At 48.4% G+C, this 13823-nt stretch carries 14 protein-coding genes; 13 read left to right on the plus strand and 1 reads right to left on the minus strand.

All coding sequences use genetic code 11. The annotated features are described in order from the left end of the window. The first annotated feature begins 171 nt into the window (after window positions 1–171). A complete protein-coding gene (locus tag HMPREF9473_RS28060) occupies window positions 172–2049 on the plus strand; it encodes an N-acetylmuramoyl-L-alanine amidase family protein (RefSeq protein ID WP_006779083.1) in 1878 nt (625 codons plus the stop codon). Between the two features lie 73 nt (window positions 2050–2122). On the opposite strand, the gene HMPREF9473_RS05545 is transcribed toward HMPREF9473_RS28060, so the two are convergent. Then, window positions 2123–3001: a LysR family transcriptional regulator gene (locus HMPREF9473_RS05545; RefSeq protein WP_006779084.1), complete on the minus strand. Its 879-nt coding sequence runs from the start codon at window positions 2999–3001 to the stop codon at window positions 2123–2125. Window positions 3002–3132: 131 nt separating this feature from the next. On the opposite strand from HMPREF9473_RS05545, the gene asrA reads away from it, so the two are divergent. The 12 genes from asrA (at window position 3133) to HMPREF9473_RS05605 (ending at window position 13811) form a co-directional block, all read left to right on the plus strand. Next, window positions 3133–4191, plus strand: coding sequence for an anaerobic sulfite reductase subunit AsrA (asrA, locus tag HMPREF9473_RS05550; RefSeq protein ID WP_006779085.1), 1059 nt, complete (start codon window positions 3133–3135; stop codon window positions 4189–4191). Continuing rightward, the gene (gene asrB, locus HMPREF9473_RS05555; protein WP_006779086.1) at window positions 4181–4981 is read left to right on the plus strand and encodes an anaerobic sulfite reductase subunit AsrB; all 801 of its coding nucleotides are present in this window, start codon (window positions 4181–4183) and stop codon (window positions 4979–4981) included. The genes asrA and asrB overlap by 11 nt, the downstream gene beginning before the upstream one ends. Window positions 4982–4993: 12 nt before the next feature. Beyond that, the gene (gene asrC, locus HMPREF9473_RS05560) at window positions 4994–6016 is read left to right on the plus strand and encodes a sulfite reductase subunit C (protein ID WP_006779087.1); all 1023 of its coding nucleotides are present in this window, start codon (window positions 4994–4996) and stop codon (window positions 6014–6016) included. Between the two features lie 207 nt (window positions 6017–6223). After that, window positions 6224–7177, plus strand: a complete 954-nt coding sequence (locus HMPREF9473_RS05565) for a hypothetical protein (protein ID WP_006779088.1) — start codon at window positions 6224–6226, stop codon at window positions 7175–7177. Window positions 7178–7411: 234 nt separating this feature from the next. Next, window positions 7412–7708, plus strand: coding sequence for a CD3324 family protein (locus HMPREF9473_RS05570; protein WP_006779089.1), 297 nt, complete (start codon window positions 7412–7414; stop codon window positions 7706–7708). A 149-nt stretch (window positions 7709–7857) separates the two neighbouring features. Then, window positions 7858–8451, plus strand: coding sequence for a DUF1062 domain-containing protein (locus HMPREF9473_RS05575; protein WP_006779090.1), 594 nt, complete (start codon window positions 7858–7860; stop codon window positions 8449–8451). A gap of 71 nt (window positions 8452–8522) precedes the next feature. After that, a complete protein-coding gene (locus HMPREF9473_RS05580) occupies window positions 8523–9848 on the plus strand; it encodes an esterase/lipase family protein (protein ID WP_006779091.1) in 1326 nt (441 codons plus the stop codon). A 120-nt stretch (window positions 9849–9968) separates the two neighbouring features. Then, window positions 9969–10484: an RNA polymerase sigma factor gene (locus tag HMPREF9473_RS05585; protein WP_242830779.1), complete on the plus strand. Its 516-nt coding sequence runs from the start codon at window positions 9969–9971 to the stop codon at window positions 10482–10484. After that, complete coding sequence (locus HMPREF9473_RS05590; protein WP_006779093.1) at window positions 10474–11430, plus strand: DUF4179 domain-containing protein; 957 nt, start codon at window positions 10474–10476, stop codon at window positions 11428–11430. Before HMPREF9473_RS05585 ends, HMPREF9473_RS05590 begins: the two co-directional genes overlap by 11 nt. Window positions 11431–11510: 80 nt before the next feature. Beyond that, the gene (locus HMPREF9473_RS05595; RefSeq protein ID WP_006779094.1) at window positions 11511–12170 is read left to right on the plus strand and encodes a pentapeptide repeat-containing protein; all 660 of its coding nucleotides are present in this window, start codon (window positions 11511–11513) and stop codon (window positions 12168–12170) included. A gap of 160 nt (window positions 12171–12330) precedes the next feature. Beyond that, the gene (spoIIIAA, locus tag HMPREF9473_RS05600; protein WP_006779095.1) at window positions 12331–13293 is read left to right on the plus strand and encodes a stage III sporulation protein AA; all 963 of its coding nucleotides are present in this window, start codon (window positions 12331–12333) and stop codon (window positions 13291–13293) included. Beyond that, the gene (locus HMPREF9473_RS05605) at window positions 13290–13811 is read left to right on the plus strand and encodes a stage III sporulation protein AB (protein ID WP_006779096.1); all 522 of its coding nucleotides are present in this window, start codon (window positions 13290–13292) and stop codon (window positions 13809–13811) included. The genes spoIIIAA and HMPREF9473_RS05605 overlap by 4 nt, the downstream gene beginning before the upstream one ends. The last annotated feature ends 12 nt before the right edge of the window (window positions 13812–13823 follow it).

A 13823-nucleotide genomic window follows, 5' to 3' on the forward strand; every position in this document is an offset into this window, starting at 1 on the left:
TTTATTTCGATTTATCGATAGACAATAGGTTGAAAAAGACGTATAATATATATCGTAAATACGATATAGTCCACATGTGTGTATAGTATTTCCAAAAAGGAGAATTTAAACAATTTAAAACATAAATGTGGAACGAATATCGTAACGAATATCTTACAGGAGGTTAAAAGTGTGAAAAGGAAACTAAAGGGAATAGCAGGTATTGTGGTATGTTTGTTTCTATTGTGTTCTGTTCTAGTAGTTACAGCTTTTGCAGAAAAAGAAACAGAGAGGCAAAACAATGGAGTAGAGATTGCCACTCCATCGGAGCCGGAGGAAATAGAACTGCCAAGTAAGCCGGAGGATAATGGACAAAGTGAGGAGGAAGAGGAAACCGGGAAGCCAGAAGAAGTGGATGAAGAATTTACGGAAAAACAAGTAATTCTTGGGAATCGGATGGTCAGAGTGGCCAGCCCTTCTGATGCTATACCAGTGGAGGACGTCAAATGGGATGAAAATGAACGTGGATGGGCTACATGGAATAGCAGTCAATTAAGTGATGAAGAGTGGGAACTAGTGCGGGGCGTTGGCGTTTACATTTATAAAGACGGTGAATTGATAGGGGCAGGAACGTATGACAATCCTGAGGAGCGATGTAGAGCAGATGTTCGATATCATTTTAAAGAAGAAGGAACTTATACATTTAGAGCAATATATAAAATGGGAAATAATATAGAATTACCTGACTATGACGAATGGGAAGTAAGCGATGAAGATGAGTATACACTGCCAGCAAAGAAGATGCCCTCGCCAACAGGACTTCGGTGGAACTCGGATGGAAGTGTAGAGTGGGAAGCGGTACCAGGTGATGATACGATGTATGTATTGGAACTTTATAAGAAAAATACGGATACAGGTGAATATGAGTGTATAGAAAGGGGCGGCCTGTCAAGACGGACATCAACGGAACGCTTTATTCGGGATATGAAAAAAGGGGAAATATACAAATTCAAAGTGGTTGTTCTCGGAGATTTAGTAGAATATGCAAACAGTGATGCTTCCGAGTATAGCCCGGAATTTTATATGGGAAGTGTATCGGAGCAGGCCAATAATATTATTGGTGAGATGAACAAAGGTGATATTCGATCCAATATCGAAAATGCTAATCTCTCATCAGTAGAAAAAGGCAGCTTGAAATTGGCTGTTCAGGCAGATGTGGATGTTGCACAGAGTTACGCACAATTAGAAGAAAAGTATAAAAGTGCTGCTGAGAAACATGATTTAAACATCAGTACCGGAGAGAGCGGTGTCAACACAGACAAAGTTTCGGTGATTGGTGCAATTATGAATGGTGCAACAGGGATTAAATTTGATAAACCAAGACAGGAAGAATTGACCGACGTTGATGTTATCAATTATCGTAAGCGCACTGCGGTTAATATTTCACTAGAAGGTGGAGTATCCGGTGAAATGAAACTTCCGGTGCTGATTACTATGGCAGTACCAGATGGAATTGAACCGGAATATCTGACAATTATCCATATGAAGCATGACGGAACTAAGGAGATAATTCTTCCGCGTGTGAATGATGATGGCACGGTATCTTTTGCAGTGACTGATTTCAGTACATTCATTTTTGTGGACAGCACATCCAACAAACCAACGACCGGAGGCAGTTCCTCTTCGGGCAGTGTGAGAACTGGCACAAAGAAAAATCCGTTAGAGACAGCCGGAACCTGGATTTTGGATGAACATGGATGGTGGTTCAAGAAGTTAAATGGAACTTACCCGGTATCACAGTGGGTCATGAATGGAGGCCTTTGGTATCGCTTTGACGAAAAAGGTTATATGCTCACTGGATGGTTTACAGATATCGATGGAAAGAAGTACTATCTAAATCCTATTTCAGATGGAACTAGAGGAAGCATGAAGACAGGCTGGCAGTTAATTGATGGAAAATGGTACTATTTCAACAACATTTCGAATGGAACCAGAGGGGCTATGCTGACAGATACAACGACACCGGATAACTACCGGGTTGGAATGGATGGAGTCTGGGTAGAATCCTAGCAATAGGAACAGAGCTGTGGCAAAACTACTGAATACTAGTTTGCCGTAGCTCTTGTTTTGTTTAAATTCCTTCCTACCCATGACAATGAAAATTCTCCTCAATATCCGCAATCAGCTTCTGCAGCGCGCTGGATAAAAATTTATCTTTGTGATAAATAATTTTAAAACTCCGCATCAACGTCAAATCCTCAATTGCAATCTGCTTCACATCATTCTGATGGGTCAGCAGGGACTTGGAGAGGATGGAGACGCCCTGGCCGGCGGCTACAATGTTGATGATGGAATCGGAGCTGTGGCAGATCCATTTGGGGACGATGGGGATGCCCCGCTCTTCGATGATGTCGGTGAGGAATTCCCTTGTACCGGAGCCCTCTTCCCGGAGGACGAAGTCCTTGCCGGCTATCTCGGAGAGCTGGATGGAATCTCTGGAGGCGAAGGGATGGTTCTTTCCACAGATTAAGACCATCTCATCCTCGTGTACATCCTTTGATATGATATCCCTATGTTTCACCGTGCCTTCAATGACGGCGATATCCAGGGTTCCCTGGCAGATTTTCTCGGCGATGTTGGTGGAATTGTCGATGTAGACCCGGATGTTGATGTTGGGATTTTCCCGCTCAAACCGGGTGATGATGTTGCTGAGGAAGAAGCTGCCCACGGTCAGGGAGGCGCCTACCTGAATGTTCTGCTGGTAGGAGGCGTGGTGCAGGTACTGCTCCATTTCGCGGAAGGTGGACATGATGTGTCTGGCATAGCCGAGGAACTCCAGGCCGGTCTCCGTGATGTACAGCTTTTTGGACAGCCGCTCGAACAGCTTGACGTGGTATTCCTCCTCAATCTGGGTGATAGCGTGGCTGACCGTGGGCTGTGAGATATACAGCTCCTTCGCGGCGGCGCCCATCTGCCCGGTCTCTGCAACGGCGATGAAAATTTCCATATCACGGATGGTCATAAGCCTTCCCTCCCTCGTACATTTCCCGCATCCATAGATGATATACTATGAGTTTATGATAAGTTTAGCATTTTACGGATAGTAAGGCAAGCGATATAATAGAATTAAAAAACGGGAAGGAAGTAGTGGGAATGGAAAGTCCGAAAACCTACCAGCTGAAAGCGGCTGAGATGGATAAGCTGTTTGCTGATTTGGAAGAAAAGTATGTGATTTATGCCCCTGTCAGGATACCGGCCGGCGGAAGATATGCGGGAGATGACTCGGTGATGTACCGGCAGGTGCATACCTATGGTGAGATAGAGTTTGAGGAGAGGTCGACCTACGCCATGAAGGAGGTCATCACGCCGATTACCCAGACGCTGTTCTATTTTACGGAGGATGAGTTCCGGGAGAGTAAAATGGAGGAGACCAGGGATATGCTGGTGTTCGGAAGGGCCTGCGACATCAACGCCATGAAAATCCAGGACCAGATTTTCCTGGAAAATGGTGACGTGGAGGACGTGTTCTATCAGAGGAGAAGAGAGAAAGTGAAATTCGCCCTGATGGAATGCCAGGAGCAGTTTGACGGCTGTTTCTGCTGTTCTGTTGGCGCCAATGTTACGGACAATTATTCGATTGCAGTTTCCTTTGGCAGGGAGGAAGCTTATGTGGAGGTGAAAGAGGAGGCTTTTGGCAGTTATTTCGAGGGCTGTCAGGAGACAAACTATGAGATTACCTTCCCGGCGGAAAATGAACTCAAGGTGGATTTCCCGGTGATTGACAGCCTGGATATGGTGAACCTGTTGAAATGCCATCCCATGTGGGAGGAATTTGAGGCCAGATGTATCGCCTGCGGCGCCTGTACCGTGGCGTGCAGCACCTGTACCTGTTTTGAGACCACGGACATTGTCTATTCCCAGAACGGAAAAGTGGGCGAGCGAAGAAGAACCTGCTCCTCCTGTATGGTAGACGGGTTTGACACGGTGGCCGGCGGGGCCTGCTTTAGAAAGACCATTTCGGAGAAATACCGCTACAAGATTTTACATAAGGTGTACGGCCATGACGCCAGATTCCACACCGGCCCCATGTGCGTAGGCTGTGGAAGATGCAGCGCCAGATGTCCCCAGTTGATTGGATATCCGGAGACGTTAAACAAGCTGTCAAAAGCCATTGAGGACATCAGAAAGGGGGAGACCAATCATGCTGAATAATCCGGTGAAGCCAGAGGCGCACAAGATACTTGATATTCTGAAAGAGACGGAGGCGGAGTGGACGTTTCGTGTGGAAAATGAGATTCCTATCAAACACGGGCAGTTCATGCAGCTTTCCCTGCCAAAGATTGGGGAGGCCCCCATTTCCATCAGCGGGTTTGGGGATGGCTACGCGGACTTTACCATCAGAAAGGTGGGCAAGGTGACGGATGAGTTGTTCCAACTGAAAAAAGGAGACCAGATTTTCATCAGGGGTTGTTATGGAAATGGGTGGCCCACGGAGCAGCTGAAGGGAAAATCGGTGGTGATTGTAGCCGGAGGAACGGGCGTTTCGCCGGTGAAGAGTCTGATTCACCAGCTCTATGAGAATCCGGAGGATTTCGGGGAGGTTTACCTGATTCTGGGATTTAAGAACTCGGAGAGCATTCTGTTTACGGAGGAGCTGGAGCAGTGGAAGACGGCGGAGCATTTCCATGTGGTCTACACGCTGGATAACGAGGATTATCCGGGCTGGAAGAAGGGGCTTGTGACGGAATTTGTGAAGGATATTCCCTTTGATTCCTTTGGAGAGAATTATGAGTGTCTCGTGGTGGGACCTCCTGTCATGATGCGGTTTGCGGCGAAGAGTCTGATTGACAACCAGGTGCCGGAGGACAAAATCTGGATGTCCTTTGAGCGGAAAATGTCCTGCGCCATTGGAAAATGCGGGCATTGCAGAATTGACGAGACCTATGTCTGTCTGGACGGGCCTGTGTTCAATTACACCGTTGGCAAAAAACTGGTAGATTAGGAGGAAAAGCACGTGAGCGATATCAATATAGCAAAATTAAGAAATAACTGTTACCGTCAGTCCAAGGTTCCGGGGGAGTTTATGCTGCAGCTGCGGATGCCGGGGGCGGTGATTGATGCCAAGTGGCTGGAAGTGATTATGCATGTGTGCAATACCTGGGGCAACGGCACGTTCCATGTGGGAATGCGCCAGACGTTAAATGCGCCGGGAATCCGGGCGGAGTCTGTTCCGGAGGTAAATGAGTATATCCAGCCGTATCTGGAGGCAATCGAGTGTGAGATGTGCGGCGTGGATATGGACACGTCAAATGGGTATCCCTATATCGGGCCCAGAAATATTATGGCGTGTATCGGCGGCATTCACTGCATTAAGGGAAATGTGAACACCCAGGAGATGGCTCACAAGATTGAGAACATTATCTATCCCAATCCCTATCACATCAAAATCTCCATCGCCGGGTGTCCCAACGACTGCGCCAAAGGACATTTTCAGGATTTTGGTATTATCGGGTGTACGAAGCCGGTTTACGATATGGACCGGTGCATCGGGTGCGGGGCCTGTGTGAAGAAATGTAAGAGCGCCGCTACCAGAGTTCTCTCCCTGAATGACAAGGGGAAGATTGACAAGGACCCCTGCTGCTGCGTGGGCTGCGGGGAGTGCGTGACGGCCTGCCCAACCGGAGCCTGGAGACGGCCCAATAAGGAGTTTTACAAGATTATCATCGGCGGCCGGACCGGCAAGCAGTATCCCAGAATGGGGAAAATGTTTGCAAACTGGCTGACGGAGGACAGCGTGCTGGCGATTATGAGAAACTGGCCCAAGTTCTCAGAGTGGGTGCTGGGCGGCAAGCCGGTCTACATCCACGGCGGCCATCTGATCGACCGGGCTGGATACCAGAAGTTTAAGGAGTTTATGCTTCAGGGTGTGGAACTGAATCCGGAGGCATTTATCGCGGAGAACATCAACTGGGCCGAGACCGAGTACCGCAGCAACATCCATGTGAAGCCGCTGGACCAGCATGAGACGGTGTATTAAGAGTTCAATATTTTAAGAGGTGTTCATGCCCTGGAGAATGGAGTTTGTCAGTTTTCCAGGGCGTTTTTTGTATATTATCATCGTTTGTTGACAGCAATTGGTATTTGGTATATAGTGGAACCATAAAGGTACGTGAAACTAAAAACGAAATTATATGATTCCGGAAGCAGTTATAAAACAGCTTTGGGAGAAGGGGGAGGGGAACTATTGAATATTCCAGCAGTGGGGCGAAAAACAAATGAATATAACGCCAGAGCGTCAGAAGGCTATGGGAATCATAACGAGGATTTTTCTTCTTATTTGAATCAGGCAAATCAGGCCACATCCGCAAAAAGTGGAAAGCAAAATTCTACTAATTATCAATCCTCAACATTCATGTTTGATACTTGTTGGGATGACAAAACATTTGCGGACATGATAATGAAATTTAAAAAGGTTACAATTAGGACTGACAAGCCGATTAATTGGGGAACCACTGGTGAGCATCAGCTGACTGCAGATGAAATAGATACTCTGAAAAATAGATATGATGTGGCAAACTTAAGCGAGCAGGACTTTTATGATTTGATGGCAGACTTAAGCAATCTGAATGCGATAAAACCAGAGGATATTATTTCAGAGTATTATTCTAAAGGTGATGGTATGGAATGGTACAGCACTTTGGTAGAGATGAATTATCCGATTCTTGACAAATGGGGTAAAGTAAGTTATCTTGCAAGAATACATGAGAAAGCAGATTATTTTAAGGTCCATGGCGAAATGATAAACAGCGCTGAATTTATGAATTCAGATAAATTCCTTCTTGCCCAGAAACAAAACCCGCAGTATTTATCAGAGCTGAAAGCGAGTGTTCAAGAGCGCTACGAGGAAGCAAATCGGTATTTCCATGTGATAGCCCAGTTGGTGCGAGATCCTCGTGATTTGATGATGGATACAAAGGAAACTGATGAAATAAAAGATTCATTGTTATCTGAAAAAAAGGAAAAACTTAGTTTCCTTGAAACAGTGCAGGAGAGGGCAGATTATTACAAGGCATATAGCGAGATGTTAAATAACGCTGAATTTTTAAAGTTAAGTAAATCACTCTTTGCACCAAAGCCAAATCCGCAGCTTTTATTGGAGCTGGAGGCCAATGCTCAAGAGCGCTATGAAATGGCCTGAACCATTTAAGCGTTTGGCCTCAAAGTTATTTCTGCCTCAAAGTTGAGAAGACAATCAGCCCTTCCTGTGATATAATCATGACAGCACAAAGAGATGGCATCATGTGGGGGAGGGTTGATTTTTTTATGAAGAAATATGTTATGGCTGCATAGCACGGGCTTATGCAGTGAAATGATAAAGTAATTGTATAGCCTTTGCTATTCCGGACAAGAAAAATATGTTTGGGAGGCAGCGATGCGCTATCAGAAAGCAATGGAAATTCTGCCGGAGGAGCTGGTGGAATTGATACAGAACTATGTGGATGGGGAGTATGTGTATATTCCCAGGAAGCAGGAGAATAAGAAAAACTGGGGCGAAACCTCCAAGGTGCGTGAGGAGCTTCGGAACCGGAATCTTACTATTTACAGGGAATATACCATGGGCGCCGGCGTCAGAGAACTGGCGAAGCGGTATTACCTGTCGGAAAAAAGCATACAGAGAATCGTTCTTCAATTGAAGAAGGAGATAATGGAGAGCAGTACTTTGGATTAGTGGGTACTGCTCTTTTTGCTGCGCGTGTATGGGCAGAGATAGGAGCGGCCATAAACTTGCCATGAACTGCCACCCAGTTGATACAGAAGCGAGATTGAGGTTTCCGCGAGCCGTGGACTCATGATAGATTGGCTGCGGAGGGATTTATCATGAGCATAAGAATGAGACAGCAGTGGCAGATAAGTGGGGAGAGTCTCCCAGTCGTGTGGCGCAGGTGCCCCAAATGCGGACAGAAGACGGAGTTTGTCAACAGCGGAAAATTCAGAGTCAACGGCAACGGCCGGCTTTTGGATGTATGGCTGATTTACCGGTGCCGCCAGTGCAAGAGCACCTGGAATATGAGTATCTATGAGCGGGTGGCCCTGGATTCCATAGAGCGGAAGGAGTACGAGGGATTTCTGCAAAATGCACCGGAGCTTGCCAGAGCATACGGGACGAGCCGGGAGACCTTTATCCGAAACGGGGCGGAGGTGTTGGAGGCACCCGCGGGTTATACGGTAAAACGAGTGGAAATGCTGACGCCCTGCGCAGTGGATGGGACAGAAGAAATTGAGATAAAGATGAACGGCTCCCTGCGGCTGCGGGCCGATGCGCTGTTTGCCCAGCAGCTGATTCTGAGCAGAAACCAGGTGAAACAGCTGTTTGAGCGGCAGCAGATTTTCTGTGACGGAAAACCGGTGACGGCTGCCAGCCGGGTGAGAGACGGGCAGGTGTTTGTCAGCCGCCAGCTTTTTGAAATTTAATCACACAGAGGACTCATTGGAGTGTATAATAGGGGTATTACAGTCCGGATGAGAGGGGAGTGTGAAGGGGAATGAAATATTTGATAAGAGGCCTGGCTGCCTGCCTGATCTGGCTCACAGCCAATTGTCCACTGGTGCAGGCAGTTACCGGATGGAATGTGTGGATCATTCCGCTGCTTTTGCTTTTTTTGTTGATAAATGTAGTTCCATCGCTGGAAAACCGGAGAATGCCTCTCAGACGGCACCGGATTTGCGCGGATGGGTGCGAGCTGCTGATTCTGTTTCTGATATCCGGGAGCGCATCGGTGATATGGATGATTGGGCTGATTCCCAGATTTTTCATGGGGAGTACGGTGGTCTGGCTGCTCAATCTGGCGACAGTTATCGTAGTGGAGGCCATTGTCTTCTGGAATGGAATCATCCGGGTGTACGCCACGTCCGCCCAGATTGGACTGAAATGGCGGGTGATCGGGATTTTATGCGGCTGGCTGCCGGTGTTGAATCTGCTTGCATTATGGAAGATTATCGGGATTGCCTATGAGGAAGCCGGGTTTGAGAGCCATAAAATCCTGCATACGGCTTCCCTGGAGCACGAGGAGCGGTGCAGAACCAGGTATCCGCTGTTGATGGTTCATGGAGTGTTCTTCCGTGATTTCAAATACTTTAATTACTGGGGAAGAGTGCCGAAGGAGCTGGAGAAGAACGGGGCCGTGATATATTATGGAAATCATCAGTCGGCCGCTTCTGTGGTGGACAGCGGGGTGGAGCTGGCGGCCAGGATTCGGCAGATTGTGGAGGAGACCGGCTGTGAGAAGGTGAACATTATCGCCCACTCCAAGGGCGGTCTTGACTGCCGGTACGCTATCAGCTGTCTGGGTGTGGAGGAGCTGGTGGCGTCGCTGACCACGATTAATACGCCCCACAGAGGCTGTGTATTTGCGGACTATCTGTTAAATGTAATGCCGGTGGCGCTGAAGGAGAAAGTGGCGGACGCCTACAATGTGGCATTGAAAAAACTGGGGGATGAAAAGCCGGATTTTATTGCGGCGGTGTCAGACCTAACAGCTTCCGCCTGTACGGCCTTCAATGAGAAGGTGCCGGATATGGACGGCGTCTACTACCAGAGCGTGGGCTCCAAATTAAACCGGGCGTCGGACGGACGTTTTCCGCTGAATTTCTCCCACCAGCTGGTGAAATATTTTGACGGGCCCAATGACGGGCTTGTGGCTGAGAGTTCGTTTCCCTGGGGAGAGAATTTCACATTTCTGACCACACCCGGCAAGAGAGGCATTTCCCATGGGGATATGATTGATTTGAACCGGGAGAATATCCGGGAGTTCGATGTACGGGAGTTTTATGTAAACTTGGTGAGCGGGTTAAGGGAAAAAGGATTTTAGATGATGGATGGAACGGCGTGCCGGGGCGTATGGAAACGGCAGGCCGTTTTTTCTGTTAATAAAATATTTTAGATTTTTCTGTGATATTTTGTGGGTGTAAAAGATATTACAGGTGAAGGGATGAAATCTGAGATAAAGGAGCGTTGGGCGGAGATGTTGAGAGAGGAACTGGAGGAGACGGCAGAGCGGTATCGAGACTGCATTTTTGCAATCGCGTATCATTATATGAAAAACAGTTATGACGCGGACGATATCACACAGAATGTGCTGATAAAATATTACCACAATAAAAAGACGCTGGAATCGGAGGAACACAAGAAAAACTGGCTGATTCGTGTGACCATCAATGAATGTAAGAAAATGCTGATTTCGCCATGGCGCAGCCGCTCCCAGAATCTGGAGGACTATGCGAATTCTTTGAAATTTGAGGAGAAGGAACAGAGCGAGTTGTTTCTGGCGGTGATGGAACTGGCGCAAAAATACCGGGTGGTGGTTCACTTGTATTATTATGAGGATTATTCGACGAAAGAGATTGCGCAGCTTCTCGGCATCAGGGAGACAGCTGTGAGCACCAGGTTACTGAGGGCCAGGAACATGTTGAAGGAGAAGCTGCAGGAGGTGTGGAATGAAGAGTAACAGGGAGTTATATAAGGAAACATTTTCGAAACTGCATGCTTCCGGGCAGCCGGTGGAGCAGCTTGTTTTGGAGAGAAAACGGTATGGTGTCAGGAAGATGCGAAAGTCGGCAGTGGTATGTCTGGCAGCGCTGGGGATTGTGCTGGCGGCGGCAACGATGACATTTGCGATGACAGGGGCGGGGCCGGTGGAATTTTTTAAATCCTTTTTTCAGAATGCGGATAGCCAGGTGTCTGAGACTGTGAAGGGAAGTTATGTGGCGGTGGAAGACCAGAGTGTTGTGTATGGAAATGTGAGGATTGCGTTTGAAGAGTACAGTTATACGGAAGATACGCTACTGGCGAAGTTTCGGGTGACTCCCATGGAGGAACTGCAGGGGGGAGAGCTGGAGGCATTTGTCCGCCGCTTAAGATTCATGGCGGATGCGGCAGGCTCTTCTTTCGTGGATATGGAATCTGTGGAAGCTGACAGCGTGGTGATTGCGGTCAGGATGGGACTGGACTGGGCAGATGGGGAGGAGGATTTTGCGGTGAATATCATGGTAATGGAGCGGATGGATGGACAGCAGAATCTGGTAGTAACCTTTTCGGTTGAAAAACCGTCTTCCATGCCCCGCCTGGTGCTTGATACTCCGGAGATACCAAACTGTAAAAAGGTGGTTATTTCCAGCATCAATGTGAAACTGTATTTTGACAGCACAGTCAGCGAGCTGGAGAACAGCCCGGTACGAACCCTTTCCCTGCGAAAGAAAGACGGCGAACTGCTGACACTATTTGACAAAGGAGATGGGGAACTTGATGAGATCGTGGAGGAAATATCCTTTGGCTGGACCGAGGGGGAGGATGGCACGATGACCATCGGGTTCTCCAGGGTTTTGGACTTAGAAGATGTGAAAGCGGTTGTGATAAATGGGGAGGAATATGAGGTACCATTGACTGGCTTGTGAAAATGTGATATACAGGATGGGAGAATATGATTCAGAAATAGAATGATCAAAAGAAAAAGGTTTACTGGAGGATGACAGATATGGCAACGGGAATTATGCAGCCGTGGATGCCGCCGCAGTTGGAGGAGCTGGCGGGTGGAGTGGAAGTGTTGATGGAGTATAAGGAGCGGGAAGAGCGGCTGGAGGAGAAGCATATTGTGAAACTGGATGTGCTGGAGGAGGATTTGGAGGGGCTGTGTGTCTCGAAGGTGTTGTTTGAGAACTGCAGTTTTCAAGACTGCTCTTTTACCAAGGCGGAATTCACGGATGTTATCTTTCAGTCCTGCGATTTTTCCAACAGCAATTTCAGCGACGGGTATTTCAACCGCTGCCGTTTCCTCTCCTCCAAGGGGCTGGGAGCCAGATTCTGCGGGAGTGTGATTCAAAATGTGGTCATCAAGGACTGCAACTTAAACTATGTCAATTTCGATTCCTCCAAGCTGGAGAAAATCAGAATTGAGGAAACCCAGATGACAGGTGGCAACATTTCCCAGTGTAAATGTAAGGCCATCACCTGGACCAACGTAATACTTGAGAGCGCCAGCTTTTTCAAAACCCCCCTTCGCGGAATGGATTTTACCACCTGTAATTTAAGCGGCCTGTCTCTGTCCGATGAACTGACGGAGTTAAAGGGGGCCGTAGTTGATTTGTATCAGGCGGCGGAGCTGGCGAAGCGGCTGGGGCTGGTGATTAAGTCTTAACCTATGGATATTATAAAATATGGAGCGCCGGAAGAGGTAACATGTCTCTCCCGGCGCTCTTTTTTTGTGTCTGGAAATGCACCCGTCCAAAAAGAAAAATTAAATGGTATTTTTAGGATAAGCCTCTACATATATTGGAGAAAGAAGAGGAGGCGGGGATATGGAGAAGAAAGACGAGCTGGTGAAGATATTTTCAAAGGCAATCCGAAATGTGCTGGGGCGGCTGGATGTGGACTTTGAGGACGTGCAGGAGATTCGTCTGAGAGTGCTGGCGCCGCTTCTTGTGATTTATAAGAATACAGAGTATTACCTGACTCACAGCGGACGGCTCAGCGGGAAAGCGGAGGACGCTTATGTGGTGTCGCGGGAGGAAGTGCGGGAGACCATGGAGTATATCAGTCACTACTCCCTCTACGCTTATGAGGAGGAAATGAAGCAGGGCTTTATCACCATCCAGGGCGGGCACCGGATTGGAATTGCGGGGAAGACCATTGTGGACGACAAGGGAATCCGCTCCATGAAGTACGTGTCCTTCATCAATGTCCGCCTGTCCCACCAGGTGAAGGGCTGTGCCTCGGCGGTGCTGCCCTATCTGTATCATGGCGGAGACATTTTCCATACGCTGGTGATCTCGCCGCCGAGATGCGGGAAAACGACGCTGCTGCGGGACATGATCCGCCAGATATCCAACGGCACCGGAAAGGAGCCGGGGATGACGGTGGGGGTGATTGACGAGCGCTCGGAAATCGGGGCCTGCTATCAGGGGGTGCCACAGAATGAACTGGGTATCCGGACCGATATTCTGGACTGCTGTCCCAAAGCCAGAGGCATGATGATGCTGATACGGACCATGTCGCCGCGGGTGATTGCGGTGGACGAGATTGGAAGCCGGGAGGATTTGGAGGCCATGGAGTATGTGATGAACTGCGGCTGCAAGCTGATTGCCACGGTTCACGGTAATTCCGTGGAGGACATCAAACAGAAGCCGGTCCTTCGAAAACTGGTGCAGGAGCGGATATTTGAGCGGTACATCGTGCTGGACAATAAGGGGAAAATCGGACATGTGGCCCAGATTTATGATTCCAGGGGAACCCAGCTGTACCACCCGGAGGGCTGTCTATGATTGTGAAAATCATTGGCGGCATCTGCGTGATTGCGGCCACAAGCGGTCTGGGATTCTGGATGGCGGGGCAGTGGAAGGCCCATTTATTGGCGGTGGAACAGCTGCGGCGGATGATATTTATGCTGAAAGGCGAAATCATTTACGCCAACGCGCCGTTGGAGGAAGCATTTTACCATGTGGGGCGAAAGAATGATGGAGCGTTGGGGCGCTTTTTCGTGGCTGTCGCCAGACGAATCGAGATGCAGCAGGGGGAAGCCTTCTACGCCATGTGGAAGGAAGAGATAGACAAGCTGGGAAATGATTCCGGCCTGACAGGTAAGGACAGGCAGGAACTGGCCGGCTTCGGGGAGCACTTAGGGTATCTGGACTGCGACATGCAGGAGAGAACCATCCTGCTGTATTTGGAGCAGCTGGATATCGCCATTGATTATCTGCGGGAGCACCAGAGGGAGAAGAGCCATCTCTATACCAGCCTTGGGATTATGGCGGGGCTGTTTTTGGTGATTGTATTGTGTTAAGAGGAGGAAGGC

The organism is Hungatella hathewayi WAL-18680, from assembly GCF_000235505.1.
Lineage (GTDB): Bacteria > Bacillota > Clostridia > Lachnospirales > Lachnospiraceae > Hungatella_A > Hungatella_A hathewayi_A.

What these genes read in the sequence shown, in the direction of transcription:
- asrA (WP_006779085.1), top strand. Translation starts at nt 3,133, where the DNA reads ATGGAAAGTCCGAAAACCTACCAGCTGAAAGCGGCTGAGATGGATAAG.
- HMPREF9473_RS05545 (WP_006779084.1), bottom strand. Translation starts at nt 3,001, where the DNA reads ATGACCATCCGTGATATGGAAATTTTCATCGCCGTTGCAGAGACCGGG.
- HMPREF9473_RS05595 (WP_006779094.1), top strand. Translation starts at nt 11,511, where the DNA reads ATGGCAACGGGAATTATGCAGCCGTGGATGCCGCCGCAGTTGGAGGAG.
- HMPREF9473_RS05585 (WP_242830779.1), top strand. Translation starts at nt 9,969, where the DNA reads ATGAAATCTGAGATAAAGGAGCGTTGGGCGGAGATGTTGAGAGAGGAA.
- HMPREF9473_RS05575 (WP_006779090.1), top strand. Translation starts at nt 7,858, where the DNA reads ATGAGCATAAGAATGAGACAGCAGTGGCAGATAAGTGGGGAGAGTCTC.
- asrB (WP_006779086.1), top strand. Translation starts at nt 4,181, where the DNA reads ATGCTGAATAATCCGGTGAAGCCAGAGGCGCACAAGATACTTGATATT.
- HMPREF9473_RS05605 (WP_006779096.1), top strand. Translation starts at nt 13,290, where the DNA reads ATGATTGTGAAAATCATTGGCGGCATCTGCGTGATTGCGGCCACAAGC.
- spoIIIAA (WP_006779095.1), top strand. Translation starts at nt 12,331, where the DNA reads ATGGAGAAGAAAGACGAGCTGGTGAAGATATTTTCAAAGGCAATCCGA.
- HMPREF9473_RS05570 (WP_006779089.1), top strand. Translation starts at nt 7,412, where the DNA reads ATGCGCTATCAGAAAGCAATGGAAATTCTGCCGGAGGAGCTGGTGGAA.
- HMPREF9473_RS05590 (WP_006779093.1), top strand. Translation starts at nt 10,474, where the DNA reads ATGAAGAGTAACAGGGAGTTATATAAGGAAACATTTTCGAAACTGCAT.
- HMPREF9473_RS05580 (WP_006779091.1), top strand. Translation starts at nt 8,523, where the DNA reads ATGAAATATTTGATAAGAGGCCTGGCTGCCTGCCTGATCTGGCTCACA.